The 25,131-nt window shown below is 47.0% G+C and carries 22 protein-coding genes; 8 read left to right on the plus strand and 14 right to left on the minus strand.

Annotated elements, in window-relative coordinates; all coding sequences use genetic code 11:
• The first annotated feature begins 280 nt into the window (after nucleotides 1–280).
• Both CIK96_RS10720 and CIK96_RS10725 read left to right on the plus strand, forming a co-directional pair.
• Nucleotides 281–1,885, plus strand: a complete 1,605-nt coding sequence (locus CIK96_RS10720) for a carboxylesterase/lipase family protein (RefSeq protein ID WP_094440573.1) — start codon at nucleotides 281–283, stop codon at nucleotides 1,883–1,885.
• 6 nt (nucleotides 1,886–1,891) lie between these two features.
• On the plus strand, nucleotides 1,892–2,551 hold the full coding sequence (locus tag CIK96_RS10725; protein ID WP_094390984.1) for a DUF4294 domain-containing protein: 660 nt from the start codon (nucleotides 1,892–1,894) through the stop codon (nucleotides 2,549–2,551).
• A gap of 266 nt (nucleotides 2,552–2,817) precedes the next feature.
• On the opposite strand, the gene CIK96_RS10730 is transcribed toward CIK96_RS10725, so the two are convergent.
• The 7 genes from CIK96_RS10730 to CIK96_RS10760 all read right to left on the minus strand — a co-directional run bounded on the left by CIK96_RS10730 (nucleotide 2,818) and on the right by CIK96_RS10760 (nucleotide 9,660).
• Nucleotides 2,818–3,822 (minus strand): M28 family peptidase, encoded by a 1,005-nt coding sequence (locus CIK96_RS10730; RefSeq protein WP_094390983.1) that lies wholly within the window; start codon nucleotides 3,820–3,822, stop codon nucleotides 2,818–2,820.
• A 39-nt stretch (nucleotides 3,823–3,861) separates the two neighbouring features.
• Entirely contained in the window at nucleotides 3,862–5,631 is a 1,770-nt protein-coding gene (locus CIK96_RS10735) for a membrane dipeptidase (RefSeq protein WP_094440574.1), read from the minus strand.
• Nucleotides 5,632–5,650: 19 nt separating this feature from the next.
• Entirely contained in the window at nucleotides 5,651–6,124 is a 474-nt protein-coding gene (locus CIK96_RS10740; RefSeq protein ID WP_094390981.1) for an Lrp/AsnC family transcriptional regulator, read from the minus strand.
• Between the two features lie 176 nt (nucleotides 6,125–6,300).
• Nucleotides 6,301–7,170 carry an FKBP-type peptidyl-prolyl cis-trans isomerase gene (locus tag CIK96_RS10745; protein WP_094390980.1) on the minus strand — a complete coding sequence of 290 codons (870 nt, stop codon included), beginning with the start codon at nucleotides 7,168–7,170 and terminating at the stop codon, nucleotides 6,301–6,303.
• A gap of 34 nt (nucleotides 7,171–7,204) precedes the next feature.
• Nucleotides 7,205–7,810: an FKBP-type peptidyl-prolyl cis-trans isomerase gene (locus CIK96_RS10750; protein ID WP_094390979.1), complete on the minus strand. Its 606-nt coding sequence runs from the start codon at nucleotides 7,808–7,810 to the stop codon at nucleotides 7,205–7,207.
• A 186-nt stretch (nucleotides 7,811–7,996) separates the two neighbouring features.
• Nucleotides 7,997–9,049: a glycosyltransferase family 9 protein gene (locus CIK96_RS10755; RefSeq protein ID WP_094440599.1), complete on the minus strand. Its 1,053-nt coding sequence runs from the start codon at nucleotides 9,047–9,049 to the stop codon at nucleotides 7,997–7,999.
• An 8-nt stretch (nucleotides 9,050–9,057) separates the two neighbouring features.
• Complete coding sequence (locus CIK96_RS10760) at nucleotides 9,058–9,660, minus strand: DUF4254 domain-containing protein (protein WP_094390978.1); 603 nt, start codon at nucleotides 9,658–9,660, stop codon at nucleotides 9,058–9,060.
• Between the two features lie 199 nt (nucleotides 9,661–9,859).
• Here CIK96_RS10760 and CIK96_RS10770 point away from each other — a divergent pair, with 199 nt between their 5' ends.
• The 4 genes from CIK96_RS10770 to rnc all read left to right on the plus strand — a co-directional run bounded on the left by CIK96_RS10770 (nucleotide 9,860) and on the right by rnc (nucleotide 13,685).
• Nucleotides 9,860–10,858 (plus strand): NAD(P)-dependent oxidoreductase, encoded by a 999-nt coding sequence (locus CIK96_RS10770; protein WP_094434953.1) that lies wholly within the window; start codon nucleotides 9,860–9,862, stop codon nucleotides 10,856–10,858.
• A gap of 187 nt (nucleotides 10,859–11,045) precedes the next feature.
• The gene (locus tag CIK96_RS10775; protein WP_094390976.1) at nucleotides 11,046–11,282 is read left to right on the plus strand and encodes an acyl carrier protein; all 237 of its coding nucleotides are present in this window, start codon (nucleotides 11,046–11,048) and stop codon (nucleotides 11,280–11,282) included.
• Between the two features lie 110 nt (nucleotides 11,283–11,392).
• Nucleotides 11,393–12,655, plus strand: a complete 1,263-nt coding sequence (gene fabF / locus CIK96_RS10780; protein ID WP_094440576.1) for a beta-ketoacyl-ACP synthase II — start codon at nucleotides 11,393–11,395, stop codon at nucleotides 12,653–12,655.
• Nucleotides 12,645–13,685, plus strand: coding sequence for a ribonuclease III (rnc, locus tag CIK96_RS10785; RefSeq protein ID WP_094390974.1), 1,041 nt, complete (start codon nucleotides 12,645–12,647; stop codon nucleotides 13,683–13,685). The genes fabF and rnc overlap by 11 nt, the downstream gene beginning before the upstream one ends.
• A 187-nt stretch (nucleotides 13,686–13,872) precedes the next feature.
• Here rnc and ispG read toward each other — a convergent pair whose 3' ends face one another.
• The 7 genes from ispG to CIK96_RS10820 all read right to left on the minus strand — a co-directional run bounded on the left by ispG (nucleotide 13,873) and on the right by CIK96_RS10820 (nucleotide 21,079).
• Complete coding sequence (gene ispG, locus CIK96_RS10790) at nucleotides 13,873–15,255, minus strand: (E)-4-hydroxy-3-methylbut-2-enyl-diphosphate synthase (RefSeq protein WP_094434957.1); 1,383 nt, start codon at nucleotides 15,253–15,255, stop codon at nucleotides 13,873–13,875.
• Between the two features lie 27 nt (nucleotides 15,256–15,282).
• Nucleotides 15,283–15,789 carry a 5-(carboxyamino)imidazole ribonucleotide mutase gene (gene purE / locus CIK96_RS10795; protein WP_094390972.1) on the minus strand — a complete coding sequence of 169 codons (507 nt, stop codon included), beginning with the start codon at nucleotides 15,787–15,789 and terminating at the stop codon, nucleotides 15,283–15,285.
• Between the two features lie 70 nt (nucleotides 15,790–15,859).
• On the minus strand, nucleotides 15,860–16,480 hold the full coding sequence (locus tag CIK96_RS10800) for a phosphatase PAP2 family protein (RefSeq protein WP_094390971.1): 621 nt from the start codon (nucleotides 16,478–16,480) through the stop codon (nucleotides 15,860–15,862).
• A complete protein-coding gene (gene rpoN / locus CIK96_RS10805; RefSeq protein ID WP_094440577.1) occupies nucleotides 16,477–17,994 on the minus strand; it encodes an RNA polymerase factor sigma-54 in 1,518 nt (505 codons plus the stop codon). Before rpoN ends, CIK96_RS10800 begins: the two co-directional genes overlap by 4 nt.
• Nucleotides 17,991–18,638 carry a hypothetical protein gene (locus CIK96_RS10810; RefSeq protein ID WP_094390969.1) on the minus strand — a complete coding sequence of 216 codons (648 nt, stop codon included), beginning with the start codon at nucleotides 18,636–18,638 and terminating at the stop codon, nucleotides 17,991–17,993. The genes rpoN and CIK96_RS10810 overlap by 4 nt, the downstream gene beginning before the upstream one ends.
• Before the next feature lie 219 nt (nucleotides 18,639–18,857).
• A complete protein-coding gene (locus CIK96_RS10815; protein ID WP_094440578.1) occupies nucleotides 18,858–19,172 on the minus strand; it encodes a hypothetical protein in 315 nt (104 codons plus the stop codon).
• 185 nt (nucleotides 19,173–19,357) lie between these two features.
• Entirely contained in the window at nucleotides 19,358–21,079 is a 1,722-nt protein-coding gene (locus CIK96_RS10820; protein ID WP_094390968.1) for a Na/Pi cotransporter family protein, read from the minus strand.
• Between the two features lie 86 nt (nucleotides 21,080–21,165).
• Between CIK96_RS10820 and CIK96_RS10825 the strand changes: the two genes are divergently transcribed.
• Both CIK96_RS10825 and CIK96_RS10835 read left to right on the plus strand, forming a co-directional pair.
• Nucleotides 21,166–22,827 carry a nucleoside kinase gene (locus CIK96_RS10825; RefSeq protein ID WP_094440600.1) on the plus strand — a complete coding sequence of 554 codons (1,662 nt, stop codon included), beginning with the start codon at nucleotides 21,166–21,168 and terminating at the stop codon, nucleotides 22,825–22,827.
• Between the two features lie 556 nt (nucleotides 22,828–23,383).
• Nucleotides 23,384–24,757 (plus strand): ATP-binding protein, encoded by a 1,374-nt coding sequence (locus CIK96_RS10835; RefSeq protein ID WP_094390965.1) that lies wholly within the window; start codon nucleotides 23,384–23,386, stop codon nucleotides 24,755–24,757.
• Nucleotides 24,758–25,131 lie beyond the last annotated feature (374 nt).

Raw genomic sequence — 25,131 nt, forward strand, 5'->3', positions numbered from 1 at the left:
GCATAACTGGACGATGGGTACGCCAGACTTTACCTTTAATACTGTTTCTAATCTTTCTTTTAATGAATGAAAACTACTCATAATGTACCTCTAAAAGCTTTATGTCTAACTTTAGGGGTGCATTTCACAAGGTACTCCCGTTCGGAAAAACATAATAAAAACGAGTTTTTCTTTTGCTTTTCGCTCACTTAATCGTACCTTTGCAACATCGCGAAGAAGGAACAGAATTACCTTTTCCGATAATCTATAGAATAGAAACAAATTTAAAACGAAACGACAGATGAACAAGATGCTGATGATGATGGCTGCTTGCTTCTGCACCATCGGAATGATGGCACAAGGCAACCCACAGGTGAAAACAACTGATGGAACGCTTGAAGGAATGGAGCGTTCTGGTGTGAAAGTGTTTCTCGGAGTACCATTTGCTGCACCGCCAGTGGGCGATCTGCGATGGAAAGCACCACAGCCCGTTGTAGTATGGGAGGGTGTGCGTAGTGCTAAAGACTTTGGGCCTAACCCCATGCAAGAGAATATATTTGGCGACATGAACTTCGGTACGAAGGAAAACAGCGAAGACTGTCTATATCTGAATATATGGACTCCTGCTCACACCATGAAGGAGAAACTACCTGTGCTCATCTATTTCAACGGTGGAGGACTCATGGCTGGAAGCGGTAGCGAACCCAGATATGCCGGAGAGAGCATGGCGCGAAAGGGCATAATCGCTATTACTGCCAATTATCGTGAAGGCATCTTCGGTTTCTTCTCTCATCCGCAACTGTCGAAAGAAACAGCCTATAAAGGTTCGGGAAACTATGGATTCATGGATCAAGTGGCTGCCATTCAATGGGTGAAAACACATATTGCAGACTTTGGTGGCGATCCCGAACGCATCACGATAGCAGGCGAATCGGCTGGATCAATGTCGGTAAGTGCCTTGATGGCATCGCCACTGTGTCAAGGACTGATAGCACAAGCCATCGGATCAAGCGGCTCTGTCATGGGATTCAACGCTGTTGCTACACTCAAAGAGGCTGAGACAGCTGGCGTAGAAATAGCAAAAACGCTGGGTTGTAAGACTATTAAACAGTTGCGTGCCATGCCGGCAGAAGAACTCATGAAGCGTGCCAACGTGAGAAACGTACCGAAATACTGCATCGATGGCTATTTCTTCACAGAACAACCCACACAGACTTATGCCGACGGAAAGCAGTTGCACATTCCTTTGCTCATTGGTGGAAACAATCAAGAGATGTCGCCTCAAGCGATTCTGGCTGGTCAGCCAGCCTCTGTAGAGGTTTTGAAAGAAGCTGCACGTCAGAAATTTGGCGATGCCACCGACCAACTGTTCCGTCTATATGGCATCTATACTGCTAACGATGTGACAGGACAGCCGGGCACTGACTTGGCTTCTGATTTATTCCTCGACTATTCCACATGGAAGTGGGGACACATGCACCAGTTGACCAGTGGACAACCAGTTTATCGCTATCGCTACTGCCATCCGCGCCCAGCAATGGCTGTCAAGGGGAAAGTGGCAGGACTGGCTGGTGGAATATTAGATGCAAAAGATGGAGAACCAGCAGTGTCACAAGACAAAGGAGCGGTACATTCTGCCGATATTGAGTATGCCATGGGTACGTTGCCCACAAACAGAGTCTATGACTGGCAGCCCGATGACTATATGATCTCTGATGTGTTCAGCAACTATTACGCTAATTTTGTGAAGACAGGAAACCCCAACGGACTCGGTTTGGTGAATTGGCCGGCAGTCAACGGCAAAACTGTTCCACCCGTATTGCAGATTGACGTACATACTTTTGTTAAGACCGATGAGGCGATGCAACAGCGTTATTTGCTGATGGACAAGTTGTTTTGGAAATAAACCATCATGCTGCAATACCTTAAAACTGATACGCTTCGATGTCTGACGGTGTCGCTAATGGCCGTTATGACATTGTCACTCTATGCGCAACAGACCGACCCTGCCAACGAGAGTAAGGCCGACGACGATCCGTTTGGCCCTACGTTCATGCCGATGGTCAAGGTTGGAAAGGTGCTGGAAGGCGGCGACAGCATCCAGTATATGGAGATGAACAATGTCTATGTTTATCCCCCCATCTCCTTCAGTAGCAAGAAACAGCAGATGGCGTTTAATAGATTGGTGCGCAATGTGAAGCGCGTACTGCCTATTGCCAAGGAGGCGCGTACCATTATGATGGAGACTGCGGAGTTTCTGGAAACTTTGCCTGACAAGAAATCGAAGGAGGAACACATGAAACGCGTAGAGAAAAGCATCTGGAAAGAGTATCAGCCGAAGATGAAAAAACTGACGTATTCACAGGGAAAACTCCTCATCAAACTCATCTATCGCGAGAGTCATTCATCTTCCTACAATATGATTCAAGCCTTTCTCGGACCTGTGCGTGCTGGATTCTATCAGGCTTTTGCATGGGCGTTCGGCGCCAGTTTGAAGAAAGAATACGATCCGGAAGGTGTGGATAGGCTCACCGAACGAGTCGTGCTGATGGTGGAAGCTGGTCAACTCTGATGTGTTCCGTAAGTGTTTGACAGGTGTTTGATAACCTAAACTTATCATCATCGAACACCACTATAAAGTTATATCCGATAATGAATTACGTTATAGTGGTGTTCGGTGTTCGATAAAAAATGAAAAACTAAAATATATGTGTTGCCGCGTGATGCCTTCTTGGGCGTCGGCATTACTTGTTCTCAAGCAATCGCAATGGGGTTTGTTGGATGGAGCAATGGTTCATAGTCTGGCAATACAGTAAAGCCCATTGACCTACCTTGTGATTATTTGTCGTTGAAAACCACTTGTAGCAGGGTCTGGCCTACGGCTTTCAGCGTGTTCTTGTCGATATGTTGCATATCGTCACTGACGGTGTGCCACGTCGGTCCAAAGGAACTTTGTTGGCAATCGGGATAGTGGTTGATGATATCTACACAGGGGACATGGGCCACTTCATTCACTGGTATGTGGTCGTCGGTCACGTAGCCGCCTGCCTCCATAGGGAAGAAACTGCTATAGCCTGCGGCACTTGCAGCACTCCAGATGCGGTCAACGAGGCGTCCGGCATGTTGCAGTGAGAAGCCTTCGTGGTAGAAACGGGCACCCTGACCACCCACCATATCGAGCAAAATGGCATAGCGATACTTATTAGAACCGCTTGCGGCATAGTTCTTGGCCCAGTGTTGTGCGCCCAATGCCCATGAGTCGCCATCGTCTGCGGCATCGCTCCACTGTGGTACGCCCCAGTCTTCGGCATCGAAGCAGACAAAGTCGATGCTTACAGGTAGTGAGTCGTTGTGTTGAAGCAGGCGTGCCAGTTCGAGCATGACAGCCACTCCCGATGCGCCATCGTTGGCTGCCATGACGGGTTTGTGCCAGTTGGCAGAGTCGGGATCATTATCTGCCCATGGGCGACTGTCCCAGTGTGCACATATCATGATGCGTGTTTCGTCGGTGCTGCGTTTGGGCATAGAGGCGATGATGTTGGTGCTTTTGAGTATTGTGCCGTCGAATCCCTTGAGGTCTGCACACTGAAGTTCAATGCTGCAACCGTATTTCTGAAACTGTGAAGCAATCCATTTGCCGCATTTCTCATGCGCCTCGCTATTCATTGTGCGAGGTCCATAGGTACATTGTGCTGCACAGAAAGCATAGGCAGAATCAGCATGAAATTCAATATTGACAGGTTTTTCTTCAGTTGCAGGTTGTTTGTTGGTAGTACCGCAAGCCATGATGGTGGCTATTGCAGCCCATAGCATGGCGATATTGAGTATGTGGTGTTTCGTCATTTTTCTGTTTGTAGTCTGTAGTCTATATGATAATGATTTCTACGATTTGGCGCTTTGCACCTGTTTCATGATACGCAGGAAATTGCGTCCCCAAATCTTTTGGATGTCGCGTTCGGAATAGCGTTTGGCCATGAGATGTCGGGTGAAATTGATCATTTCCGATGAGCAGGAGAGTCCGCGAATGCCTCCATCGCCATCGAAATCAGAACCTAAACCGACATGGTCGATACCCATAATATTGATAGCGTGGTCGAGATGTGCCAGTGCATCAAGTACTGTAGCCTCGCCATCTTTGCAGAGGAAACCATTATAGAGCGTCACTTGCATCACACCACCCTTAGCAGCCAGCTGTCGCATCTGGTCGTCGGTGAGATTGCGAGGATGGTCGCAAAGGGCTCTACAGCTGGAGTGGCTACACACAATGGGCTGTTGGCTGATGTCGAGTGCATCGTAGAAACTGTGCTCACCAGCATGACTCATATCTACCATGATGCCCAGTTTGTTCATCTTCCTAATGACCTGTTGGCCGAAGTCGCTCACACCGCCATGGGTATTGCAACCGCGTGCTGAGTCGCAGATGTCGTTGTCACCATTATGGCAGAGTGTCATATAGACGATGCCGCGCTCTGCAAAATGGCGCAGCTTGCGTAGGTCGCCATTGATGGCCAAACCATTTTCTATGCCCAGCATGATGCTCTTCAGCCCTTTCTTCTTATTGGCATAGAGGTCGGCAGGTGTCCGTGCAATGCTGAGGTAGGACTTATTGTGGGCCACCATGGTTTCTATCTTGTCGAAGATGAGGTCTGCATATTCCGTAGGATTCTTCACATCGAAATCAACAATTGATGGGAAGTCCTCGCCGGGTTTGGGTTGTGGCAGATAAGCCACCATGATAGTGGCATCTTGATGACCTTCGGTCATCTTGTGGAGATCTACCAATATCTTCTTGTCGCGACTGCCGAAATCTACGCCTTGAGGGAAGAACATCGGTGTGTCGCAATGCGTATCGAGGGTGATGATGCGCTCATGGAGCTTGCAGGCTTGGTAGAAATGTTCTGACTCCTTCACTAACCATTGGAAAAGTGGCGCTCCATCGACCAAACACTCTGGATGCCATTGCACGCCAATGATACTCTTGTACTCACGGCTTTCTATGGCTTCGATGATACCGTCGGCAGATTCTGCTGTGGTGCGGAAACGTGGTCCGCAGTGATCTACTGCTTGGTGATGAAATGAGTTGACGTAGAGTATGCCGTCGTTGTCCTTGAGCGTATCGGCATAGAGACTACCGAGAATAGAGTCGGGCTCTATCTTTACGGAGTGGGTGGGCTCTGAACGGTCTGCGTCCTGACTGTGTTTTACCTGTGCTCTGTGGCTGATATCCTGTTCCACATGGCCATCAAGAGCCATAGCCAATGCTTGAATGCCGCGACAAATGGCTAACATAGGAATCTGCCGATCGTAGGCTAACCGTATAGTGAGCAGTTCGGCAAGGTCGCGCTCGGCATTGATGCCTCCAAGCTTGACAACAGGTTGCTCGCCTGCAAACAGCGGATTGAAGTCGGAGCCACCGCTGATGAGGAGCCCATCAATATGTTCAAGCGTATTGATGATAGTATCGGTCTGTGCAGAGGGAGGCATGATGATAGGCACGCCACCAGCATCTTCCACCGATTTATAATAGGTTTGAGCGAGCTTGCAGTTTCCTTCGCCATAGTTTCCCGTGATGGCAATGACAGGTTTGTGCGTTGCTGCAGGAAACGACGCATGGCATTTGGCCAGCTGTGCTTGCCAGTCAAAACGGTTCATACGCAGTGTTGATAGATGATTATTCGTTGGGTCCGATAGGAATCTCACGCTTGATGCTTTGTTCGAGCGATATCAGAGTCTCTGTAGCCACTACACCGGGGATGTCTTGCAGTTGGCCGTTGAGCAACTGCATGAGTTGTTCGTTGTCGCGGGCGTAGAGCTTTACGAGCATGGTGTATGGACCTGTAGTGAAGTGACATTCCACGATTTCTGGAATATGCTGTATTCTTTCTACTACGTCCTTATACATCGAACCACGTTCCAAGGTGATTCCTACGTAGGTACAGGTGGTGTATCCCAGACTTTTGGGGTTAACGTCGAAACCGCTACCCATGATGACGTGACCCTCTATGAGGTGCTGGACGCGCTGGTGGATAGCTGCACGTGATACGTTACACTCTGCCGCAACATCCTTGAAGGGTATTCGGGCATTTTTAGATAGAATATTCAGAATCTTTTTGTCGAGATTATCAATCTTGTCGTTTGCTGCCATATTTATATGGTTTTAGATATTTTACTATTTGTAAGCAAAAGTAGTTATTATTGTTGAAACAGGCAACACTTTGCTTGATAATTTATGTTTTTTTAGACAAAATATCGGTATCATGGCCAGATTCATCGACCTTGATACCGATATACACTATTGTGTTGGGGTGTTTTCCCTGGTGATTATTTCACTTCGAGAAGCTCGATTTTGAAGACGAGAGCAGAGAAAGGCTTGATGTCTTCACCCTGCTGGCGCTCACCGTAAGCTTGATCCTGAGGAATGTAAACCTCCCATACAGAACCTGCAGGCATGTGGGTCAGAGCGGTTGTCCAACCTTTGATAACCTGGTTGCAACGGAAGTCTGCGGGCATGTTGCGCTTGTATGAGCTGTCGAATACCTTGCCGTCGATGGTGCGACCCTCGTAGTTAACCTTTACCATTGAGGTGTCAGCAGGAATCTTACCGGTTCCTACCTTGATAACCTTATACTGTACACCACCGGGAAGAGTTTTCACACCTTCCTTCTTGGCATTGGCTGCAAGGAATTTCTCACCAGCTGCCTTGTTAGGACCGTAGGCTTTTTCCATGGTCTTGGCCTTGATGCTCTGCATCATCTTCTGAGCAACCATCTGTGCTGAGTCGATGCTCATGAGGCCACCCTTACCAGTTGTTCCGCTGATGAAACCTGCCATGAAGTTCTTCAGAGAGATGGTCTTGGTAGAATCCTCACCGAAAAGCTCGTGGTTGATGCCCTTCATCATCTGGTTTGAAATCTGCTGGCCAATCTGAATACCTGCGTAGTAAGCGGCTTTCTTCTTGTCGTCGCCGGCATTGGCTCCTTCGTTCAAACCTTTGATAAACTCGTCCAGATAGGCGGTATCCACGTCAAGACGTGTTACGAGATAATCTTTCAGACCCTGAGTCTGTGCCATACCGATGGCGTAGCTCAGTGTGTCTACGTCGCTCTTCAGGTTAGCCTTGGGAGCGGCATTGCCGCAAGAAAGCATGGCTACTGCGGCTACAGCGAATGCTGCAATGGTAAATTTCTTCATTGTATTACTAATGTTTGTATCTTTTCTGTTTGGTTTAGAGCACCTTGATGAGCTCTACATCGAAAATAAGTGCTGCAAATGGGGGAATAGCGCCTGCTGCTCCGCTCTCACCATATCCCAGCATATAAGGTATGAAGAAGCGGTATTTAGCTCCTTCCTGCATCAGCTGCAGACCTTCGGTCCATCCGGCAATCACCTGCTGCAAACCGAATTCTGCGGGTTCACCACGCTGTACTGATGAGTCGAAAACTGTGCCATCGATGAGAAATCCCTCATAGTGGCAGCGTACTGTGTCTTTGGCAGATGGCTTTTTACCGTTACCTTCCTTGATAACTTGATATTGCAGACCGCTGGGCAGTGTAACCACACCGTCTTTCTTTGCGTTTTCTGCCAGATATTTCTCACCTGCTTCTTTGGCAATCTTGCCTTGTGCGGCGCGCTGTTCGTTGAGTTTCTTCTCTTGTGCCATGAAGTAATCTTGCACAATTTGCTGCGCTTCGTGGTTTGGTACCTTCAGTTCGTTGCCTGCAAGCACGTCTTTGATGGCTGCTGCAAAGTCGTCAACGTTCATGTCTGTGGCACCCATCTGCTTCAGCTGCATGCCGATACCGATGCCCATAGCGTAACTTACTTTATCCATTTTTTGTCTTTATAATATTATTAATGTATCTGTTTTAAAATCGGCGCAAAGGTACACATATTTTCTGATACCGCATTATTTTTTTATGAAAAATTATAGTGTTTCATGGTTTTTCTCATATCAAGAAAAGCCATTGACGGATAGTGCTACATGGAAATAGCTGGCAGAACTATCCGTAAACGGGATTTAATGCTTGTTCAGAATCAGTTCTACGCGATTGACAATCTGCTCTGGTGCGATGTTGCGCATGCAGGCATAGTCACCTCGTAAGCATGGTTTCTGGCCGTAGATGCTACATGGACGGCACTCCAACGGTATCTGGATGGCATTCTCTGGGCTCTGATTCCAACCCATAAAACCAGTAAAAGGATGAGTGGCGCCCCATACGCTTACTACGGGTGTGGCTACCAGCGATGCCAAGTGCATATTGGCAGAATCCATGGATACCATTACTTGGAGGTGGCTCATTAAGATGAGTTCGTCGCGCAGATTATTCAAATGTTGGCTTACATACACACACTGGGGGTGGGCAGCACACCATTTCGGGAATGTTTCGTCTTCGCGCTGGCCTTTGCCAAATAAATAGATGCGAGTATCTGGATGTTTGGCAAGCAATTGCTCTACTACCTGTTCCATTAATCGAACTGGATAGATTTTGCCTTCGTGTGCGGCAAAAGGTGCAATGCCGATACACGGTTGACCGACAGTGGGACGGGGAAGACTCTCTGGCAAAAGATTCATGTCACCACCATCTTCTGAAAAAATGGAGCGGAACTGTACGTTGACGGGATAGCCCAAGCGGGCAAATACGTCAGCATAGTTTTGGAATGAAGTAGGCAACTGAATCAGTTGCTTATTGCTCGAAGAGGTGATGCGACGGCGGTCTTTGCGATGTTTGTCAATGTGTGCCACTTTATAGTGGTCCAGATTGAAGCGCATGCGCAGATAACTTGACCTCAGTACGCTGTGAAGGTCGGCAATGGCTGTAAACTGTTTGGCCAACAAACGGCGGTAGAGACTGTTCAAACCAGTGATACCGTGGTATTCGCGTTTGAGGTCAGCCTCCATAAAATTGATGTTGGGTAGCAGATCATCGAATAAAGGACGTGCAAAGTTACGGCTCAATACCGTAATGCGCACATCAGGATACTGCTGTGCCAATGCATAGACGACGGGCACTGTCATGGCCACATCGCCTAATGCAGAGAATCGGATGACGAGAAGATGTTCCTTTTTCACCAATTGAATTATTTCTTGTAGAGAATAGGGTTGGTAGAAGGATCGTTGTACATCTTCATCTGGCGATATACCTTCATGTACTTGCGACCCTGCTCAATGTCTTCGAGCAACTGGTCGATGGCTGTGCTGAGATCCACCTGCTGTTCAAGAAGAACCTGCAGCTTGGCTTGACACTTCTCTACATGGGCAACGTCAGCATCCTTGCGTTCGGTCTGTTCTTGCATGTGCCAGATCTTCAAAGCCAGAATGGAAAGACGGTCAATGGCCCATGCTGGACTCTCTGTGTTCAGTCGTGCGTCGGTCAAAGGCTTGATGTCACTATACAACTTACGGAAGTAAGAGTCGATTTCCTCTACCAAATCGGTGCGGTCTTGATTGCTGTGGTCGATGCGACGCTTCAGAGCCAGTGCCTCTGTTGGGTCGATGTGTGGATCGCGGATGATATCTTCCAGATGCCACTGTACGGTATCAATCCAGCATTTCAGATACAGGCTATACTCAATAGAGTCGCGCTCGTAAGGATTAGAAATGGGCGTGTCCACATGATCTTTCAAGTGATAGTCACGAATAGCTTGCTTGAAGATTTGGTTAGCTTTTTCAGTAAATGTCATAGTCTATATTTTTTTGTTTGGTGCAAAGGTACGAATAAGTGAGTGAAATACAAAAGAAAACCTCGTTTTCTTTTGCATTTCCGAACGTGAGTACCTTGGGCGCATAGCGCCAAAGGTGTAGAATAAGTGGGTGAAATACAAAAGAAAACAGTGATTTTTTTCTCTTTTCCATCCCGATTCATTATCTTTGCATCCAATTATGAAAATAGTTGTTGACGATAAAATACCCTATATCCGCGAGAAACTCCAGATGTTGGCCGACCAAGTGGTGGCTATTCCCGGAGCAAAAATAGCGTCTGCCGATGTGAAAGATGCTGATGCACTTATAGTGAGAACTCGTACGCGATGTGATGAAAAACTGTTGGCTGGTTCGAAAGTGACTTTTGTTGCCACTGCAACCATAGGATTTGATCATATTGATGCCGATTATATGGAGCGTGCAGGCATAACATGGACCAGTTGTCCAGGATGCAATGCTGCCTCGGTCGCACAGTATCTCGAATCGTCACTTCTTTTGCTTCAACAACAGAAAGGACTTCAACTCAATAGTGCCACTATCGGTATCGTGGGATGTGGACATGTGGGACAGAAAGTGAAGAACGTAGCTGAACGCATGGGTATGCGTGTCTTGGTATGCGATCCGCCAGTGGGCTCCTCAGACTATGTGTCGTTAGACGTGATAGAGCGGGAGGCAGATGTCATCACTTTCCATGTGCCACTCACCCGCGAAGGATGTTATGCTACATGGCATATGGCAGATGAAGCGTTCTTCCAAAGGCTCTCGCGCGTACCTTATATAATTAATACAAGTCGTGGGCCTGTGGTTGATAATAACGCTCTGTTGACAGCATTGTGTGAAAAGCGAGTGCGCGATGCGGTTATCGATGTATGGGAGGGTGAACCTGATATCAATCTCCAACTCCTGAAACAGGCTTTTATTGCCACTCCACATATTGCAGGCTACTCTGCAGATGGCAAGACTAATGCTGATAATATGGTAATTCAAGCTCTTTGTCATCATTTCCATTTGCCCAATCCCGGTCGTATAGACCCTCCGTCTCTACCTGACGGTTTTCATTTCACAGGTGATCCTTTACAGCTTTACAACCCCATCAAGGATAGTGAAAAACTTAAAAACGATCCTTCGCTGTTTGAATCTTTGCGCAATAATTACCCACTTAGACGTGAAAAAATCTGAAAAAATATGCAGAAAAGGGGCTGAAAAGTGCACAGATTATAGGTGTTTGTGCAAAGAAAAGCGCTTTTTTACCGAAATTATTTGCGTAACTCAATAAAAATTAGTTACTTTGCAACCGCTAAGTGCCCTATGGGGTAGTAAGCACACAAAAAAAGAATACATTATAAACTATTTTAAAAAGAACATTATGTCAGAAATTGAAAGCAAAGTAAAGGAAATCATCGTTGACAAGCTCGGTGTTGACGAGGCAGAAGTAAAGCCCGAAGCAAGTTTCACCAACGACCTCGGCGCTGATTCTTTGGATACCGTTGAGCTCATCATGGAATTTGAGAAAGAGTTCGGTATCTCTATCCCCGACGACAAGGCTGAGAAGATTGGCACTGTAGGTGATGCTATCGCATACATCGAGGAGAACAAAAAATAAATCACATCTGTGATGGACTTTTGGGTGTTGGGTGTTGGCGTACCTTTTGGTGGCCAATGTTCAACACCCATTCAGTAATAGGACATCACTAAGACAACCAAATCTAAAATATGGAATTGAAAAGAGTAGTAGTGACTGGACTCGGTGCCGTCACGCCACTGGGCAACACTTCTGAGGAGACCTGGCAGAACATGCTGGCGGGAAAGAGTGGCGCAGCCCCCATTACCAGCTTCGATACCACAAACTTCAAAACTAAGTTTGCGTGCGAAGTGAAGAACCTTAACATCAATGATTATCTTGATCGTAAAGAGGCTCGTAAGATGGATCGTTACACACAGCTGGCTCTTATTGCTGCTAAACAAGCTGTGGAAGACAGTGCAATGGACCTTGATGCCGAAGACAAAAACCGCATTGGCGTTGTTTATGGAGTAGGTATCGGTGGTATTAAGACCTTCGAGGATGAAGTGAAATACTATGGTGTTCACGAGGCTGATGGTCCTAAATTCAATCCATTCTTCATTCCGAAGATGATTGCCGATATTGCTGCCGGACAGATTTCTATTATGTACGGTTTCCACGGACCAAACTATATCACTGCTTCGGCTTGTGCTTCTTCAAGCAATGCATTGGCTGATGCTTTCAACCTTATCCGTTTGGGCAAGGCCAACATTATCGTAAGTGGTGGTGCTGAGGCTGCTATCTGTGCAACAGGTGTTGGTGGTTTCAATGCGATGCACGCTCTGTCAACTCGCAACGATGAACCTGAAAAGGCAAGCCGTCCGTTCAGCGCAAGTCGCGATGGATTCATCATGGCTGAAGGTGCTGGTTGCTTGATTCTTGAAGAGCTCGAGCATGCTAAGGCACGTGGTGCTAAGATTTATGCAGAAATGGTTGGTGCAGGAATGAGCGCCGATGCTCACCACATCACCGCCTCTCATCCAGAGGGTCTCGGTGCATGCCTCGTGATGCGCAACGCATTGGAGGATGCTGGCTTGAATCCTGAAGATATCGATTATATCAACGTACACGGAACATCTACCCACGTAGGTGATATCTCTGAAGCCAAGGCTATCAAGGAAGTGTTTGGCGATGCTGCTTATAAGCTCAACATCAGCAGTACCAAGTCGATGACTGGTCACCTCCTTGGTGCAGCAGGTGCTGTAGAGGCTATGGCTACCGTATTGGCTGTCAAGAACGACATCGTTCCTCCCACTATCAACCATGAGGAAGGCGATAACGATGAAGAGATTGACTACAACCTCAACTTCACCTTCAACAAAGCACAGAAGCGCGAAGTGCGTGCCGGACTGAGCAATACCTTCGGTTTTGGTGGTCACAACGCTTGTGTAGTGTTCAAGAAGTATGCTGAATAATTATAATTTCATAGATAGAATAAGGCTCCCTTTCCGCAAGGAGAAGGAGCTTTATTCTTCTTTATACAAAATTCTCGGATTTTATCCTCGCAACATACAGCTCTATAAGCAGGCTCTTCTACACAAGAGTCTGCGTCGCCGAAATGAGAAAGGACGTCCTTTGAATAATGAGCGCCTCGAATTTTTGGGTGATGCCATACTTGATGCTGTGGTGGGCGATATCGTATTTCGTCATTTTGAAGGCAAGCGCGAGGGATTTCTTACTAATACTCGCTCTAAACTCGTACAGCGCGAAACACTCGGACGATTGGCCAAAGAGATGGGTATCACTCGGCTGATCACTACGTCTGACCGCTCTACAGTTCATAACAGTTACATGGGGGGAAACGCTTTCGAGGCCCTTGTCGGTGCGATTTATCTCGACCGCGGCTATGAAGCCTGCATGCGTTTCATGCAGAAGCGTATCCTCAACCAGATTATCAACATCGATAAAGTGGCCTATAAGGAGGTCAATTTCAAGTCGAAACTGTTGGAATGGAGTCAGAAAAACCGTGTGCGGCTGGAGTTTAAACAAGTGGAACAGACGAAAGATGAGAATAGCAGTCCTGTCTTTGTCTATCAGGTGATACTTGAAGGTGTAGAAGGTTGTGCGGGTAAAGGATACAGTAAAAAAGAGAGTCAGCAGAATGCCTGCAAGGATACGCTACAGCGTTTGCGTCGCGAGCCACAATTCATAGACAGCGTGTTTGCTGCAAAGACGGAACGTACAAAGATGGAGGAGGAACCGATACTCTCTGTACCTGATCCAGAAGCAGATCAGCGTGATTTTATTGTGGAGCAGCCTCAAACTACAGAAAGAGATTTTCCTCGTCCACAGAAATCGCAGCAGAAGAATGTATCGGCTAATGATAATCAGTCGGCAGACCGTCATGATATGGATTTTTCACTTGATGATATTACGGCAACACCACGGGCAAAGAGCCGTGAGGAGATTATTGCCGAAGCAGAGGAAGCTGCCTTTGCCGAATAAGTGATACTGATATCTGACAAAGCCCTGCTTCAAATAATTTGAAGCAGGGCTTTGTCAATTTGTATAGAAATGGTGTGTATGTCATCTGCTAGATGTTATTGGGCCCTTTAGCCCTTATCGTCAAACGACAAAATGGAATAGTCTGTAGGCTTTACCGATTGTTGCCACACCATGCGAATAATCTATATTATTGTTTTTTTCGATCATCGTCAATCAGTTGTAATAGGCGTTCTACGGCTTCAGCCTCAGGGATATTCTTTGCTACACACTCTTTTTGTCGGTAGAGTGATATCTTTCCACGTCCTGCACCCACATAGCCATAGTCTGCATCTGCCATTTCACCAGGACCATTGACGATACATCCCATGATGCCAATCTTTAGTCCTACCAGATGACTGGTTGCTGCTTTAATGCGGGCAATGGTGTCTTGTAGATTGTAGAGTGTGCGTCCGCAACCCGGACAAGAGATGTATTCTGTCTTGGTAAACTTAATGCGTGCAGCCTGCAGAATAGCATCTGCCAGACCTACGAGACGTTCTGCTGAGAAGTGGGGATTGTTGATGACAAGTTGATGAGCTTTACGGTCGATGAGTAAGGCTCCTGTTGCCATGGCGACTTTGAGTTGCATGGTCTGCCAATCTTCATCATCCAAGGTGATAGTGATGGTATCATCGGCGATGGAAGCCTCGGCTTTCTCACGCAGAATAGCACATGCTTCGATGTTATCTACAAGTTGGCGTGCTACAGGAATTTCACATTCTGGTTCTTCGCTGAGTGATACACGGATGGTGTCGCCAATGCCCTCTGTCAGCAAGGCACCAATACCTACGGCACTCTTGATGCGTCCGTCTTCGCCTTCTCCAGCTTCGGTAACACCGAGATGCAGTGGATAGTGCATGTCTTCATGGTCCATGGTTTCCACCAAGAGGCGTACCGTAGTAACCATGACCACAGTATTGCTGGCTTTGATGGATATGACCACATCGTTGAAGTTCTCACGTTTGCAGATGCGCAGAAACTCCATGCAACTTTCTACGATACCTGCGGGAGTGTCGCCATAGCGCGACATGATGCGATCGCTGAGCGAACCATGGTTTACTCCTATGCGTACGGCAGTATGGTGCTCTTTACAGATATTGAGGAACGGCACTAGTTTGGCTTCTATTTTTTTTAGTTCATCGGCATATTCTGCATCGGTATATTCGAGATGTTTGAAGACTCTGCCAGGGTCAACATAGTTGCCGGGATTGATGCGAACTTTCTCGCAGTAGCATGCTGCCACATCGGCTACACGGGCTGTGAAATGTACATCAGCTACCAATGGAGCTGTATAGCCATCGGCTTTCAGCCGTTGAGATATGTTTTTCATATTCTCGGCTTCACGTGTTCCCTGTGTAGTGAAGCGCACCAACTCACCTCCTGCATCGATGATGCGTTTGGCTTGTGCCACGCAACCTTCGGTATCGTTGGTGTCTTTGGTGGCCATCGACTGGATGCGGATAGGGTTATCGCCTCCGATGCCGAGCTGTCCTACGTGGGCAATGGATGATACTCTTCGTTTGTAACTCATCTTCTTATGGATTGGTGAAGCAGTGCTTCAGTTGGTTTTATATTCGTATTTCACTTCGGCCAAATCGCGGTTGGCTTTCTCAATCTTGGCTTTCAGTCCAGCCTTATAGTCTGCCAGGCGCTTGGCAATGGCTTCATCGGAGAGTGCAAGCATTTCTACAGCTAAGATAGCTGCGTTCTGTGCACCGTTGACACCTACTGTTGCTACAGGGATTCCTGGGGGCATCTGTATGATGGAGAGCATGGCATCGAGTCCGTCGAGCATACCTTTGATGGGCACTCCGATAACGGGGAGTGTGGTTGATGCTGCGATGACGCCCGGTAGTGCAGCCGCCATTCCGGCAGCTGCGATAATCACTTTCAGACCGCGCTCCTTAGCCCCTGCAGCAAATGCCTCTACTGCGTCAGGGGTACGGTGTGCCGACAGCGCATTGACCTCAAAGGGAATTTGCATCTCGTCGAGTAGTTTACATGCTTTTTCCATAACGGGCAAATCGCTTGTGCTGCCCATGATGATGCTGACAATTGGTTTCATAATCGTATTTGTATGTCTTGTTGTTGTTAAACGATGTTGTTGTCTGTATGTTATAATCTATTGTAATTCGTTAGATGAAGAGAATGATGATGGCTGCTACGAAGAAGCCAATCCAGAATCCTCCTACTATCTGTCCGAGAGAGTGCTGTCGTAATATCATGCGACAGGTGCCCACGATTCCTCCGACAAGGAATACCAGGCAGAGCCACCATATGGGATTGAATGCCAGATATTCGGCAAAGGCAAATAGTGCACCGCCTACGGCTCCGATTGCTGCCGAGTGGGTAGATATCTTCCATACTACATTGATAAGCGCACATATCATCTGTACGCAGAGTGCTGCCAAAAGGATGGAACCGATGAAATGTGGCATGTGAAGCCGAAGGAAGAGATAGTAACAAGCGAAATAGCTGGCTATCGATAGAGCATAGGGCACCATGCGCCGTTCACGTTGGCCTAGTTCGATGAGTGTCCATCCTTGGTATTTGCGGTAGAGTCGAATGGATATGGTTGGCATCAGAATCGTGAAGAAATAGACCATTGCCAGTACCTGCAATTTATAGGCAGTAGGGAAGATGCTCATGAAACTGAAGGTGAAAAGTACAAGCATGCCTACGATGGGCAAATAGAATGGTGTGAAGAATAGGCTTACCGCACGTGCAGCGATGATGAGGCGCTTTTCGTTTTTCATTTTTTCTCCTCCTTTCTCAGTCGTGCTATAGGCAGTCCAAGTTGTTCGCGGTATTTTGCCACGGTACGTCGTGCTATGGGGTAGCCCTTCTTTGCGAGCAGTTTGCAGAGTGCATCATCGCTCAGTGGTTGCTGTTTATCCTCGCTGTTTATGAGGTCGTGCAGAATCATCTTAAGTTGCCGAGTGGAGAGTTGGTCACCTTCAGCAGTGGTATAGCTTTCGGTGAAGAAGTGGCGAAGGGGGAAAGTACCCCATCGTGTTTGTGCATATTTACCGTTGCAGGCTCTGGAGATGGTGGTGAGGTTGAGACCTGTCTTTTCCGCAATATCCTTGAGAATCATAGGTCGTAGCAGTGCCTCGTCGCCTTCTTCGAAATAGCGATGCTGCCATTGTATAATGGCATTCATAGTCATGGTGAGTGTGCGGCGTCTGCTCTTGATAGCTTCTATGAAACTATGAGCGGCATTCACTTTCTTTTTAGTATAGAGCAGCGCTTCCTTCATTTGGCGGCTCATATTTTCTTTGTTGGTCTGATATTGATTGAGTGTTTCGGAAAACGATGGTGATACATGCAGTTCTGGCAATTCTCCAGTATTGAGTTGGAAGGTCACGGTACCGTCGTCCTGTGTATCGATGATGAAATCGGGTGTGATTTGTTGGAGTGAACGCCCTACGGCTTCGCCCATTGATGCACCAGGTTTGGGGTTGAGTTTGCGCATCTCTGCCATGAGTGTATCGACTTGCATCTCTGTCAATTGCAAGCTTTGTCTGATTTGTTGCCAGTGCTTCTTGGTAAAATCTTCGAAGTGGTTGGTGACCACTTGTTCCATTAGAGTGGTCAGCCGCGATGGTTCACGTCTTTTGATTTGTAAGAGCAGACATTCTTGCAATGAGCGTGCACCAATACCAGCGGGGTCAAAGTCTTGGAGCATCTCCAAGAGCTTTTGCAATTCGTGTTCATTGGTATCAATGTTGTGGTAGATAGCCAGTTCGTCAGCTATACTATCGAGCGTTTTTCTCAGTAGTCCGTCTTCGTCGAGTGAGCCAATGATGTATTCCATGATATATCGTTGGCGCTCATCAAGTGGCAAGAGCCCCACTTGTTCCTTGAGCTGATCATAGAAAGAGAGAGTTTCGCCATAGACCATCTCTTCGCGTTCCTCGTCATAAGATGGTCCGCTGTGATATACGGGAAGGTCTTCATCATCGCGGCCAATGCGTTCTAAAGCGGCATCGAGCGCATCGTTCCGCTCTTCGCGCTCGTTGCGTTGTTCGTAGTCTTCGTTGGTATCAGTATCGGTGTCTGATGGTTCATCGTCGTGCCAATCGTTCTCTTCATCGGTGCCCGATGATTCCAGCGCAGGATTATCGTCCATTTCAGTGCGTATGCGTTCCATGAGTTGCGCCATAGGCATCTCTGTGAGTTGCGCTTGGAGCAACTGTTGCTGTGTGATGCTCTGGGTTTGCCGGAGCGATTGTGACAGTTGTTGTTCTTGTGTCTGTTCTTGTTTCATCGGTAATACGCCTTGAGTTGTTCGGCCAGCGTAGCCAGTTGTTCGGTATCGCTATTGCCGTATCTCTGCCATATATCCTGACAAGCAGGGAAGATGGGACTAAAGAGCATCTCATTTCTATTGAGATAGGGGTCGCAGTGTTGATATACTTCCATGATGTCAGCAATCTTTGCTGCAGACATGTGCATTAGTCGGGCCAGGTCTTGTATTTCTGGAGTTTCTGGAACCATGGTGATGGGTGTCAGTCTGAAATATAGGTCGAGAATGATGATGAGTGTGACAGGCATCAGTTGACTATCACCTTCAATGGGTCTGAAATCGTGTTCAAACGACTCTTGCAGTTCCACCCCTTCGTAGAATTCGCCACTATTGCCGAATCCTGCCATTCGTCTCAGCAACTTTACTGCTCGGTTCAGACGTTGTGGGTTGTTGGCATAGTGTTGCCATAGTTGTTGGATACGGGGCGTGTCGAGGCTTTCCAGTTGCTTCATCTTCTGATGGAGTGTTTGTGGCGGAACGTGTAGTTCGAGGCTGAGATCCACCATAGCCTTGCAGTACAGGGGTTTGAGCCCTGCCGGCTTCTTTTGGTATAGTTGTATGAGCAACACCCAGCAGTCGTCTTTCCAGTTCTGATTCTTTGCCATGGCCTTATAGCTTTTGCTTTTTGTGCAAAGTTAGCGAATAATGGTGAAAGTGCAAAATAATCGGTTCGCAATTTGGTTATTTCCGTGATATTATTCACCTTCGCGATATTAGTTAATTACAAATCGGTCATTTCTTTATCAAAGAACCGATTGGCGGATAAATAAAAAAGGGGAACCCCGATAGGAGTTCCCCCTTGATATATGACTTGTATAGTCTGATTATTTCTTAGGTTCGAAATAGAATGCACCACCCTTGTTGGCATTAGCCTTGAACACAACGGTAGAAGTTCCGTTCTTGGTGTTGATAGACTTGATAGAGAGCCAGCTTTCAGCCTCCTCAGGAATCTTCACGTCAACGCCTTCACCCTTGTTGGTCAGATATGCGATTACTTCGCCACCAGCCTTAGGCAGAGTGTCTATTGAGAGTGAATCAACCTTAACGATAGACTTCTTAATATTGACAACCGATACATCGATGAGTTCAACGATAGAACCATAAGTAGTCTTTGGACCCTGTACCGTAGCACCAATCACCTCCTCCTTCGTGTCTTGCGTCGTTACCTTACCGCTAAGGGCGGAGGTAGTGATCTGAAGTCAACACCATAACCATCAGAAGAAGTAGTTTTTTGTTATACTTGTTGTTTGTTATATAAATCCGTGGCAAATTTACTTAAAAAAAAATACAAATAGATGTTACATCAATGTTAAAATTGCATTTTTTATGCAATTTTTTGACGTGTACCCATGCGTGCTTCAACTACGTTGACCACATAGTCGCCTAATTTCTCACATTCGTTGATGATATCCATATAGATGGTGCCCACGGCATAGGTGTATGCATGGTTGTTCACGTCGTTGATGTTTTGCGATTTCAACTGATTGCGGTAATTATTGATTTCGTTCTCGATGTTGAACGAACGGTTGACATCGTACGATACTTTTCTGCCAGCCATTAGCGCATTCATCTGCGTCAGGGCTTGGTCTGTGAGTTCCATCATTTGGAAAATGTGCTCATACTGCTTTTGATTGAAGTGGTCTTGCTTGCCCTGATATTTGCGAGAGATGGTGCGTGCAATGTTGTAGCAAGCGTCGCCGATACTTTCAATCTCTGATATTTCGCGCAGCATCGCACGGATTTTAGCTTTGGTATCGTCAGAGAGATGAGCGTCCGACACTTCATCGAGGTATTGTGCAATTTCCAATTCCATGTTGTCGGATATTCCTTCATACTTCTCTATACGCGAGTACATCTTATTAAATGTCTTCTCGTCTTTCTCCACCAACAGTTCTTTGACCAAACCGAACATGCGCTGTATGCGGATGGCAAACTGCTGTATCTCCTTTTGAGCCTCCAATACCGAGAGCTCCGGAGTCTTCATGAAGCCAGCAGTAATGAAGTGCAGACGGAAGTCCTCCTCTTCATCCACTTTCTTAGGCTTGATCACCCAGCATACGAAGCGTTCGATTTGTGGGATAAACCAGATGAGGATAGCGGTATTGACAACATTGAAGCAGGTGTGGAAGGCAGCCAGCACAAAACTGAGTTTGGCGGAATTGGCAAGAAAAGCCTTGGCTGTGGTAGTGGCGCGGTCCATATCCACATCGTAGCCAACGAGTCCGCAGACCATATCGACGAAAGGACGGAATACGAAGAGTATCCATATCACACCGAAGACGTTGAAGAACATGTGTGCAAGTGCTGCACGCCGCGCCTGTGTGTTGGCAGACATGGCAGCCAAGTTTGAGGTGACTGTGGTACCGATGTTCTCACCCATGACGAGTGCGATACCCTGGTAGATGGGCAATACTCCGCTCGAACAGAGAATCATGGTGATAGCCATGACAGCAGCCGACGACTGTACACAGAAGGTAAGCACACCTCCAAGGAGCAGGAAGATGAGTGTGGTGCTGAAAGCGTTGGGATCGAACGATGCGAAGAAGTCGAGCACGGCTTGGTTTTCTCCGAGGTGCATGTCTATACCGGTCTGTCGGAGTGTGCCGAGACCGAGGAACATGAAGGCAATACCAAACACGAAGTCGCCTATGAAGCGCTTTTTCTTCGAATAGATGAGGATAATGGCGAAAAAGAAAGCCGGATAGACGAAGTCGGTGATATTAAAAGAAAACCCTGCCGACATAATCCACGCCGTCAGGGTTGTTCCAATATTAGCACCCATAATAACTGAGATAGCCTGTGCCAAAGTCAGCAGACCAGCGTTTACAAACGAAACGGTCATCACAGTTGTAGCGGTGCTCGACTGTACACTTGCCGTGACAAGCATACCAGTGGTCATACCCATAAAACGATTGGTGGTCATGGCACCGAGGACATGTCGCAATTGCGGTCCTGCCATTTTTTGGAGCGCCTCACTCATTGATTTCATACCGAACATCAGCAGGGCAAGTGATCCCAAAAGCTTGAAAAGAATCCAAATTGACATACTTGGAAGTTTAAAAAGTTTAAATTCTTATTGTATTCTAAATATATTCACTAACTTTGTCCACGACTAATGCAAACAATATGCCTATGGAACAAATGGTTCAAATCCGTTGCAAAAATAATAAAAAAATATTAAATGTAAGCATCGGAAGTACACTTTCTGATATTTTTTCTTTTTCGGGCCTTACCATGGAGTACGGTCCGATAAGTGCACGTGTTAACAATAAGATAGAGGGAATGCACTATCGCGTGTATAATTGTAAGGATGTGGAGTTTCTCAGTCTCCGCCATCCTTCTGCGCTAAGAGCATATACTCGCAGTTTGTTTTTTGTGCTTTGTAAGGCTGTCCACGACCTTTACGGCACGGGACATGTGGTTATCAATGTGCCTGTGAGCAATGGCTACCATTGCGATTTGCATATCGGGCATCAGGTGACCGACGCTGATGTGGCTGCCATTAGAAAGCGCATGCAGGAGATTGTGGCTGCTGCCATCCCCATTCATCGCCATCAAGCAACAACCGAAGATGCCATCCGCATGTTTCGTGAGATGGGAACCGTATCGAAGGTGAAGCTCCTTGAAGGGTTGGGATCGCTCTATACCACCTATTATGAGATAGATGGCTATGTGGATTATTACTATGGCTCGATGCTCACCAATACCGGGCAACTGACACTTTTCGGCGTCGAACCGTATTTCGGCGGAATCCTTCTGCGCGTGCCGTCACCACAAGATCCGTCACGCTTGGGCGAACTGGTGCGTCAGGACAAGATGTTCGACATCTTTATGGAGCACCACCATTGGCAGGACATCCTCGGCATCAGTACCATTGGCGACCTGAACAAAGCGGTGGAAGAGGGGAAGTCGAACGGACTCATCCAACTGAGCGAGGCGCTGCAAGAGAAGAAGATAGCGCAGATAGCCGATGAGATTGCCAAACGGAAAAATGTGAAGATGGTGCTCATAGCCGGTCCCTCATCGAGCGGTAAGACCACCACCTGCAAGCGCCTTTCGGTACAACTGGCGGTCAACGGCATCCATCCCATTGGCATTTCGCTCGACGATTACTTCGTGAACCGCGAACAGACACCGCGCGATGAGACTGGCGACTACGACTACGAACATCTGCATGCACTCAACATTCCTTTGCTCAACGAGCAGATGAATGCCCTGTTCAGAGGCGAAGAGGTGGAACTGCCACGCTATAATTTCCAGATGGGCAGAAGTGAAAAAAGCGGTCGTCGCCTACGACTTCAGGGCAACGAGGTACTTGTCTTGGAAGGAATCCATGCGCTCAATCCCGAACTGACAGCATCTATCCCCAACGATCAGATATTCCGTGTCTATGCTTCGGCATTGACCACCATCCTGCTCGACACGCACAATTACATACCGACTACCGACAACCGCCTGTTGCGCCGTATCGTTCGCGACTATAAATACCGTGGGGTATCGGCATGCGACACCATCCGTCGTTGGCCTTCGGTACGCCGGGGTGAGAACCGCTGGATATTCCCTTATCAGGAAAATGCCGATGCCATGTTCAATTCTGCCATGCTTTTCGAACTGGCAGTACTGAAGAATCAGGCGTTGCCCTTGTTGGAACAGGTGCCTGAAAACTGCGAAGAGTATGCCGAGGCATATAGATTGATGAAGTTTCTGCGCTACATCCACACCATCAAGGAAGACCAGATACCGCCCACATCGCTACTTCGCGAGTTTCTTGGCGGCAGTTCGTTTGAATACTGATGCATCATTCCCAGCGGGTAGGATAGCGTACCAGCTGACATACAGAAAATTTAGTTTTCAGAAATATTTCGACCACACGACCACCACTATGATGTAATCCTTTGAGAGATATGGCATTATGGTGGTGGTCGATGGCTTAATTGCTGCGTTTTCGACCACCCATCGACCACCAATATGAGTAAGACACATCCCGAACGCATCCCGAACGCATCCCGAAGCCATATACTCTCTTTTCTATACAATATTGGGCAAAAGGTCTTGTTGATGTTTGAAAGAAATGCCATTCAACAGTCGGTCATCCACAGCGAATCGTCCTACTTATATAATAATGTACGCGTGCGTAAGATAATAAGGAAAGGAATTATGGCCTTCCTCTTAGGGCCTTGTTGCCCTGTCAAGTATGACACAAAGGAAATGAGCATGGTCTTTCAATCCAAAGAAACTATTGAAAACAACGAAAAAAGGTGAAAAATAGACGAAAAAAACAGCAGATGTGTTTCGTTTTTGAATATCATTTACTACCTTTGCATAAGATAACCTAAACACCTGTCAGATTATGAAAAAGTTAATCCTTGCCCTACTAGTTGCTTGCAGCACACTCACAACGGTCGCACAAAACCTGCGACAAACCGTAGAAAACGGTGTACAGACCAGCATCCGACAGTCAGAAAACCATCTCTGGCGAGAGGCTTTTGCCACATGCAGAGCTCTCGATGCCATGCTTGGAGCCGGCAATCCCGATTTGCATTATCTTGTCAGCAACGAACGCTTCCGCCTCTACACCCGTCTGAACAAGTCGGCAGAACGTAAAGCTCAAATGGCGCTGATGGAAAACTATGCGCGTGCCAGCAAGAAAAAAGATGTCATTGAAGACATGCTCATGAAGAAGGCTGCCTTTGCACGTACTACTGGCAACGCACCTTTGGCTACTGTATGCTATAAGGAGATCTTCACCATGAATGCAAAAGGCAAGGATGATAACGGCAAGGAAAAGTGCTTCAAAGACCTTATTGCCAAAGCCAAACAAGACAATAACGACTTGATGGCGGGCATCATCAACAAGATGTATGACGAATGGACCGACTCTATTGCAGGCATCAGAGCTGTCAACGAACTGAAAACTGTCAAAGCACAATACGCTGAAGCACAGGACGAAATAAGCACCAAGGCTACTACCATTACTGCGCAATGGGCGTTTATCGTCATCCTTATAGTTATTGGTGTAGGACTGGCTGCCGGCCTTCTCTTCTTCCTCTTTGTCATGTTCAAAAACGTCAGAGAAATCAAGCGCTTGAAGACCAGCCTCGATTTGGCAAATAGCAATAACGAGCAGAAAAACAAGTTCCTCAATAATATCAGTGCACAAATCCGCCCGTCACTCGATGCCATGGAGCAAGGCGATACCAAGCGACAGGTCAAGGCTTTGCAAAACTATATCGCACATATAGAAAACTATATGATGCTTGAGCAGACTCGCGAGGAACACTACGAACTCACCAGTCACAATATGGGACAGTTCTGCGAGAAAGTCACCCAAGAGGTAAAGGCTATGGTCAAGTCCACTACCGAAGTGACTTGTACTGCCCAACCCATCTCTTTCGCTACTAACGAGGACGCTTTGCGCACCATATTGCTCAATATCGTAGAAGAGGTGGTAAAGGCCGATGGCGTGGAGCGCATCAACCTTGAGTTTAAGAAGCGCAACCCCCATACCGGTAATTTCTTGGTAACCGCTGTGGGTATGACCTTGCCCGAAGAGAAGCGCGAAACACTTTTCCAGGCATTCTCCGAGATTGCCGATCTGACTGAAGACGACGGACTTACCTTCCCCACTTGCAGTCTGATGGCATATAAACTCAACGGTCATCTCCGTCTCGACGACGAGTTCCGTCATGGCATCCGCTTTGTAGTGGAACTGAAAGACAAATAAGCATATGCATCGTAAGATATCAGTAAAGGTGGAGTCTCCGTACGAGACTCCACCTTTAATTTACGCTAAGGCGCAATTCTACTATGTGCGGGATATTGCCCGATATTTTGCCAAGGCGTTTCCAAACCTTTGGCAAAAGTATTACCCAACGTTTGGTAAAGGTGTTTTTCCAATGTTTGGCATAAGTATTACCTAACGTTTGACAAAAGTAATGTCTAACGTTTGAAAAAGGTCTTTTCAACGTTTGATAAAGATGTTATCCAACATTTGATAAAAGTGTTATCCAATATTTGATAAAGGTATTATCCAATATTTGATAAAGGTATTATCCAATATTTGATAAAAGTATTATCCAACGTTGGATAAAAAGATTA

The organism is Prevotella sp. P4-98 (genome assembly GCF_002251405.1).
In the GTDB taxonomy this organism is placed as follows: Bacteria; Bacteroidota; Bacteroidia; order Bacteroidales; family Bacteroidaceae; genus Prevotella.

What these genes read in the sequence shown, in the direction of transcription:
- CIK96_RS10745 (WP_094390980.1), bottom strand. Translation starts at nt 7,170, where the DNA reads ATGAAGAAATTTACCATTGCAGCATTCGCTGTAGCCGCAGTAGCCATG.
- CIK96_RS10730 (WP_094390983.1), bottom strand. Translation starts at nt 3,822, where the DNA reads ATGACGAAACACCACATACTCAATATCGCCATGCTATGGGCTGCAATA.
- rpoN (WP_094440577.1), bottom strand. Translation starts at nt 17,994, where the DNA reads ATGAAACAAGAACAGACACAAGAACAACAACTGTCACAATCGCTCCGG.
- CIK96_RS10725 (WP_094390984.1), top strand. Translation starts at nt 1,892, where the DNA reads ATGCTGCAATACCTTAAAACTGATACGCTTCGATGTCTGACGGTGTCG.
- CIK96_RS10720 (WP_094440573.1), top strand. Translation starts at nt 281, where the DNA reads ATGAACAAGATGCTGATGATGATGGCTGCTTGCTTCTGCACCATCGGA.
- CIK96_RS10740 (WP_094390981.1), bottom strand. Translation starts at nt 6,124, where the DNA reads ATGGCAGCAAACGACAAGATTGATAATCTCGACAAAAAGATTCTGAAT.
- CIK96_RS10760 (WP_094390978.1), bottom strand. Translation starts at nt 9,660, where the DNA reads ATGACATTTACTGAAAAAGCTAACCAAATCTTCAAGCAAGCTATTCGT.
- CIK96_RS10835 (WP_094390965.1), top strand. Translation starts at nt 23,384, where the DNA reads ATGAAAAAGTTAATCCTTGCCCTACTAGTTGCTTGCAGCACACTCACA.
- fabF (WP_094440576.1), top strand. Translation starts at nt 11,393, where the DNA reads ATGGAATTGAAAAGAGTAGTAGTGACTGGACTCGGTGCCGTCACGCCA.
- CIK96_RS10775 (WP_094390976.1), top strand. Translation starts at nt 11,046, where the DNA reads ATGTCAGAAATTGAAAGCAAAGTAAAGGAAATCATCGTTGACAAGCTC.
- CIK96_RS10825 (WP_094440600.1), top strand. Translation starts at nt 21,166, where the DNA reads ATGGAACAAATGGTTCAAATCCGTTGCAAAAATAATAAAAAAATATTA.
- rnc (WP_094390974.1), top strand. Translation starts at nt 12,645, where the DNA reads ATGCTGAATAATTATAATTTCATAGATAGAATAAGGCTCCCTTTCCGC.
- CIK96_RS10810 (WP_094390969.1), bottom strand. Translation starts at nt 18,638, where the DNA reads ATGGCAAAGAATCAGAACTGGAAAGACGACTGCTGGGTGTTGCTCATA.
- CIK96_RS10820 (WP_094390968.1), bottom strand. Translation starts at nt 21,079, where the DNA reads ATGTCAATTTGGATTCTTTTCAAGCTTTTGGGATCACTTGCCCTGCTG.
- ispG (WP_094434957.1), bottom strand. Translation starts at nt 15,255, where the DNA reads ATGAGTTACAAACGAAGAGTATCATCCATTGCCCACGTAGGACAGCTC.
- CIK96_RS10770 (WP_094434953.1), top strand. Translation starts at nt 9,860, where the DNA reads ATGAAAATAGTTGTTGACGATAAAATACCCTATATCCGCGAGAAACTC.
- CIK96_RS10750 (WP_094390979.1), bottom strand. Translation starts at nt 7,810, where the DNA reads ATGGATAAAGTAAGTTACGCTATGGGCATCGGTATCGGCATGCAGCTG.
- CIK96_RS10800 (WP_094390971.1), bottom strand. Translation starts at nt 16,480, where the DNA reads ATGAAAAACGAAAAGCGCCTCATCATCGCTGCACGTGCGGTAAGCCTA.
- CIK96_RS10735 (WP_094440574.1), bottom strand. Translation starts at nt 5,631, where the DNA reads ATGAACCGTTTTGACTGGCAAGCACAGCTGGCCAAATGCCATGCGTCG.
- purE (WP_094390972.1), bottom strand. Translation starts at nt 15,789, where the DNA reads ATGAAACCAATTGTCAGCATCATCATGGGCAGCACAAGCGATTTGCCC.